A 5,818-nucleotide genomic window follows, 5' to 3' on the forward strand; every position below is an offset into this window, starting at 1 on the left:
GGCCTGGGGCCATCGGTGCGCGTGACGCGCGGGGGCGTGACGTTCGGCGAGGGGATGCGGGACATGGGGACCCCAGGGCCCAGGATGGACACGTCCGGGCCCGGCGTGAGCGATGGGTGGAGGCTTGTTTTCTTGGATTGTCGCTCCCGGACTTCAGGAGTTGCGGCGTTGGGCGGGGAGCCCTCAGCGTCGGTACAGCGTGCCGCCCTTCATCACCAGGCGCACTTGACGCACCGCGGAGATGTCCTGGGTGGGGTCGCCCTCCACGGCGACGAGGTCCGCGAGGAGCCCCGGCTTCACCTGCCCGATGCGGTCCTCCCAGTGCAGCATGCGCGCGTTGCCGGAGGTGGCCGCCTGGAGCGCCTGCGCGGGCGTCACGCCGCTGGCCACGAGCAGCTCCAGCTCCCGCGCGTTCTCCCCGTGCGTGAAGACGCCCGAGTCCCCGCCGAAGCACAGGGGCACCCCCGCCGCCAGGGCGGCCTTGAGGCCCGCGCGCTTCTTCTGGAGGGACGCCGGCTCCGGATCCACGCCCCGCTTCCAGCCCCGGTACTGGAGCATCGCGTCGCCCGCGGCCAGGGTGGGGCACAGGAACACCTTGCGCTGCGCCATCAGCTTCCAGACCTCGGGCGTGCCGTCATCGCCGTGCTCGATGCTCTCCGCGCCGGCCAGCACCGCGCGCCTCATGCCTTCGGGCGTGCTGGCGTGCACCGCGACGGGGCGCCCTCCACTCCTCGCGGTCTCCACGATGAGGCGCATCTCCTCCAGTGAGAAGGTGGGCAGCGCCTCGCCACGCGGGCCCCAGCGGTAGTCGCCGTAGACCTTGATCCAGTCCGCGCCGCGCCCCATCTGGCCGCGCACCGCGCGCATCAGCCCGTCCACGCCGTCCGCCTCCTCCGCGCCCTGGGGCACGGTCCATTCCGAGGCGAGGCCCTTGGGGCCGTAGCTGCCGGTGGCGACCAGCGCGCGCGTGGTGACGACCATGCGAGGGCCCGGGATGATGCCCTGGTCGATGGCCTGCTTGAGGCCCACGTCCGCGTCGCCCGCGCCCTCGGTGCCCAGGTCGCGCGTGGTGGTGAAGCCCGCGAGGAGGGACGCCTTCGCGTGGTTCGTGGCCCGAGCGACGCGCAGGGCCAGGGACTCCTTGAGCACCTGGTCGTTCCAGGGCGCCTCGTTGTACGGGTGCAGGAACAGGTGCGAGTGGCCCTCGATGAGCCCTGGCAGCAGCGTGGTGCCCGGCAGGTCGATGACCTCCGTGCCCTCCGGCGCCTTCAAGCCCTGGGCAGGACCCGCCGCGACGATGCGCTCCCCGGTGACGAGCACCGCCCAGCCCGCATGCGGCTTGGGAGTGGTGCCGTCGAAGACGCGCGCCGGCCGCAGCAGGTACGAGCGGGCCGGCCCGGCCGCGGGCGCCTGGGCCCGGACGGACGCGGAGACGAGGAGGGCGAACAGGACGGTGGCGAAGAAGGGGGCGCGCATGTCGGGAGGCAGTCTGCGCGGTGCAACCCTTACTGCGCCAGGGCGCGGAACACCTTGGTGTCGCCGTCGTAGCTGTTGGGGTTCCAGTACACCTTGTCCGCGCCGCCCCGGCCGTCGATGTCCGCGAAGGCGAAGGAGGTGTTCTCCGAGCCGCTGTAGCCGGTGTTGTCCATCACCGGGCTGCCCGCGAAGTTCGCGCCGGTGCTCGGGTAGAGCTGCATCCGGCCCTGACGGAACGTGGGACGCCAGAAGACCTTGTCCGCCTTGCCGTCTCCGTCCACGTCCGCGAAGTAGAAGCGCGTCGTGTCCACGCCGCTGGTGCCCGCGTCGTGCGCGAACGCGAACGTGAAGGCCCCCGCGCCCGTGGCGCGGTACACGCGCGTGCGGCCCCCGTCCTGGTCCGGGTTCCACAGGATGCGGTCCGCCTTGCCGTCTCCGTCCACGTCCGCGAAGTACACGCGCGTGCCCTCGCTCGTGTTCGCTCCCGTCGTGCTCTGCACCGCCGCGCCGAAGGCCGGTGTCCCGGCGCACTTCGCTACGAAGGTCTCGAAGGCGCCGGCCCGCTCCTTCGGGTTCCAGCGCAGCAGGTCCGCGCACCCATCTCCGGTGACGTCCGCGAAGGACAGCCGCGTGGACTCGCTCTGGCTCGCCGCCTGGAACACGGACACGCGGTCGCCGAAGGTGCCGTCGCACTTCGCCGGGTAGATGCGCACCTCGCCGTCTCCCAGCGTGGGCCGCCAGAGGACCTTGTCCGCGCACCCATCCCCGGTGACGTCCGCGAAGGAGAAGCGCGTCGTGGACACCGCGCTGAACGCCCCCTCGTTCTTCACCGCCGCGGCGAAGCTCCCGTCACACTTCGACTTCGCCACCCATGTCTCCCCTTCACCCGCGGTCGCGTTCCAGGAGATGCGATCCGCGCACCCATCCCCGGTGACGTCCGCGAAGAACACCTGCGTGGCCGTGGACGTGCCGCTCGGCGTCGGAGAGAAGGTGGAGCCGGCGGAGAAGAGGGCAGGGCGGATGGTGGCGAGCACCGCGAAGTGGTCCGACGGCGTGTTGCCGCCGCTCTCCGTCCGGTCGATGGCGGGCGCCGACGACGTGAGCGCACCCCCGTTGTGGAAGATGTAGTCCAGCCGCGCGTAGTTCGTGGACGGCGTGCCATCCCACGCGTTGTTGAAGGTGGCGTCGTCCTCGCCCGTCGTGCCGTCGAAGCGCGCCGTGCGGAACAGCTTCGCCCCCGCCTCCAGGTCCTCGATGGTGCTCTCCCCCGGCGTGGACGTGCTCTGCGCATCCGAGTTGAAGTCCCCCATCGCGATGACGGGCAGCCCGGCGGGCTTCGTGGCGAGGAACGCCGCCATCTGCGCCGCCTCCTTCACCCGGCCCAGCGAACACGCCGCCGCGTAGGCGAAGTGCGTGTTCGCCACGAAGTACACCTGGCCCGACGTCAGGTCGCGCAGGCCCACCCAGGAAATCTTCTTGCCCTCCGCGTGGCTGAAGCACGTCGTGCCGGAGGCGTAGGGGTTCACCAGCGGCTCGTTGCCGTAGCCCACCTCGGTGGCGATCTCGAAGCGGCTCTTCTTGAAGAAGATGAGCTTCGGGCTGCCGCCGCCCGGGTTGTAGACGCCATAGGGCTTGTCGGTGCCCGTCAGGCCCGCGATGAGGTCCGCCGGGATGCTGGGCCCGCCCGCCGGGGCCTGCGCCTCCTGCACGCCCACGACGTCCGCGTTGTTCGCGAGGATGCGCTGGAGGACCGCCGCCTTGCGGTTGGGCCAGGCGAGCACGCCCGTGTCCAGCGGCCCCCGCACGTTGTACGTCATCACCCGGAACGCCTGGTGCCCCGTCGTCGCCGCGGCGCGGGCCTCTCCCAGCAGCGCATCGCTGGAGGGCAGGTCGCCGCCCGGCGCGACCTCCTGGGGACCGCAGCCACCCACCAGGGACGCCAGGAGCGAGGACAGCGCGAAGCCGGTTCGGAAGAATCGCATGACTGCGATTATACATGTAAAACGAGAAAGAGCATTAATTCATTTCTCGTGGAGCGATTCTGGATGTTTCACGCGCGGAGGCCGCGCCCGGCGTGGAGGCCGGGCGCGGCCGGGGTGACTGCGATTGGCGCTACTGGCGCACGACGCGCTTGAGCTTGAAGGGCGAGGGGGCCTCGCTCATCGTGTAATAGGCCGTGCCGGTGGAGTCGTACTCGATGGCCTCACCCTGGCCCTCCACCGTGTCCGTCAGGGCGACGGGGGTGGCGGCGAAGGCGGTCTCGAAGGCGGCGCCCGGGGCCGCGCGGAACTCATACACCCTGCGGTACGTGCGCAGCAGGAAGCGGTTCGCGCACGGGTGGATGTTGCCCGACGTGGCGGCGCCGTAGTTGGTGTCCGTGGTGGTGGGCAGCTGGATGTTGGCCACGAAGACGAGCGTGGTCATGGTGCCCGGCGCCGGCAGCGGCTGGGGGAACTTGTAGACCTTGCTCGCGCCCGCGTAGGACTTGGTGATGATGTAGATGTCGCCCGTGGTGGGGTGGACCATGATGGTCTCCGCGTCCTTGGGCGTGTCCGGGTACTGGAACGGGAAGGCGGTCGCGGTGAGGTTGCCGCTCGTCTGGCCCGCGCCGATGTTGGGCTCCGGGATGCGGTAGACGGCGAAGGTGGACGGCGGCGTGGGGAAGTTGGCGCTCGCCCGGCCGATGTCACCCATGTAGATGCACTGGCCGGTGGGGCACGGCCCGGAGGCGACGTCCTCCCAGTCCGCGGGCGTCACGTTGGACACGTTGAAGGTGCCCAGCGTGCTCGCGTCGGTGGTGCTGATGGCGACGATGGCGGTGGTGTCCTCGTTGTGCACGTAGAGGACGCCCGGCGTCAGGCGGCTCATCGCCAGGCCCGACGGCTCCACGATGGCGGGGGACGCCACGGTGCCCTGGGTGGTGTACGTGGTGGCGAAGGTGTCACCCGCGGAGCAGGACGCGGTCGCGCCCGCCGCGCGCAGGGCGACGACCTGCGCGATGTTCGTCTCCGCGTAGGGCGACGAGCCGTTGAACGCGCCCTGCGCGCCCGCGACGCCCAGGTCCATGTGGGCCACGTTGAAGAGCAGGCCCGTGGACGAGGACAGGAGGCAGGTGTCGAGCGGCTCTGCGAAGCCCGTGGGCGGCACGATGGGGCTCGTGGGGCACGCGGCGCCCGTCCAGATCTGCGAACCGAACCACACCGCGACGCCGTTGGACGTGCTGGTGGTGAGCGCGGGCGTGATGAAGCTGGCCGTGGTGCCGTTCTTCTGGCCGGCCTGCGCGTCGATGGGGTTCGTGGGGTCCGCGCCGGAGAACGCGGAGAGGGTGCCGGCCATGTAGCTGGCCAGGTCCAGGTTGAACGCGTAGCTGGCGGGCTCGGACGCGGTCGCGACCTTGTAGAAGACCCACGCCTTGATCTGCGACGCGCTCTGGTCCGAGCGCAGCAGCGTCCAGCCCGCGGGCGCCGTCGCCACCGCGGCCACGACGTTGCGGTTGATGATGCGCGCCAGCAGCACGTCGCCCGCCACCGTGCCCGCGGGCTTCGTGATGGTCAGCGAGGTGATGCTCTTGCCGGTCGCGCTGCTGCTGCTCCGGTAGGCGATGTTGGACACCGCCTGCTGCGTCGCGCCGACCCCGGCGGAGACGCCGTCCTGCTCGGAAGGGGAAGAGGTGTCCGTGTCCAGCGGCCCGCAGCCCGCGAACGCGAGCAGCGACACCGAGCACAGCATGCGTGAAACATTGCGATTGAAGAACTTCAAGGTCACTCCAGCCTGGATGGTGATGCGAGGCGAACGTCCACGAGAACCGGATGCGTTCTCGCTTTCGCAGGAAGTTGTCGGAAAGGGCGAAGGAGTGTTGCGGAATTCCCGCACGTCGTCGGTTCGTGTCGCCCGTGGGTGCAAACTTCCGCGAGAAGCCCTTCCAGGTGGGCTGCCTGTCCGCTGGGCGGGCTTCCCTCGCGCGCGCGGGTGTGGAAGACCGGCGGGCATGATGCGCCATGCCCCCGCCACCGAGCGCAACCGCGAACCGCTCCTCGCCGTCCTCCGCGAAGTGCTGCCCTCTTCGGGCGTGTTGTTGGAGGTGGCGAGCGGCACCGGCCAGCACGCGGCCTTCTTCGCGCGGGCGTTCCCGGGGCTGTCCTGGCAGCCGACGGATGGAGACGCCGGGGCGCTGGAGAGCATCGACGCGTGGCGCGCGGCGGAAGGCACGCCCAACCTGCTGCCCGCGCGCGTGCTGGACGCGAGCTCCGACGCGTGGCCGGTGGAGCACGCGGACGCCATGCTCTGCGTGAACATGATCCACATCGCCCCGTGGGCGGCCTGTCAGGGGCTGATGCGGGGG

4 protein-coding genes are annotated in these 5,818 nt (G+C 70.8%); 1 reads left to right on the plus strand and 3 read right to left on the minus strand.

Annotated elements, in window-relative coordinates:
* Positions 1-183 precede the first annotated feature (183 nt).
* From D7V93_RS36310 to D7V93_RS36320, 3 genes are all read right to left on the minus strand, one after another.
* Positions 184-1,476 (minus strand): metal-dependent hydrolase family protein, encoded by a 1,293-nt coding sequence (locus tag D7V93_RS36310; RefSeq protein ID WP_120647715.1) that lies wholly within the window; start codon positions 1,474-1,476, stop codon positions 184-186.
* 29 nt (positions 1,477-1,505) lie between these two features.
* Complete coding sequence (locus D7V93_RS36315) at positions 1,506-3,458, minus strand: FG-GAP-like repeat-containing protein (protein WP_120647716.1); 1,953 nt, start codon at positions 3,456-3,458, stop codon at positions 1,506-1,508.
* A gap of 130 nt (positions 3,459-3,588) precedes the next feature.
* Positions 3,589-5,241 (minus strand): cell wall anchor protein, encoded by a 1,653-nt coding sequence (locus D7V93_RS36320; RefSeq protein WP_279636981.1) that lies wholly within the window; start codon positions 5,239-5,241, stop codon positions 3,589-3,591.
* 223 nt (positions 5,242-5,464) lie between these two features.
* On the opposite strand from D7V93_RS36320, the gene D7V93_RS36325 reads away from it, so the two are divergent.
* Positions 5,465-5,818 (plus strand): DUF938 domain-containing protein (locus D7V93_RS36325; protein WP_120647718.1); only part of this gene is annotated, 354 nt, incomplete at its 3' end.

The organism is Corallococcus llansteffanensis (genome assembly GCF_003612055.1).
GTDB lineage: Bacteria > Myxococcota > Myxococcia > Myxococcales > Myxococcaceae > Corallococcus > Corallococcus llansteffanensis.

Bases quoted from the DNA above. Each gene is read 5' to 3' on its own strand.
- D7V93_RS36310 (WP_120647715.1), bottom strand. From the start codon at position 1,476: ATGCGCGCCCCCTTCTTCGCCACCGTCCTGTTCGCCCTCCTCGTCTCC.
- D7V93_RS36315 (WP_120647716.1), bottom strand. From the start codon at position 3,458: ATGCGATTCTTCCGAACCGGCTTCGCGCTGTCCTCGCTCCTGGCGTCC.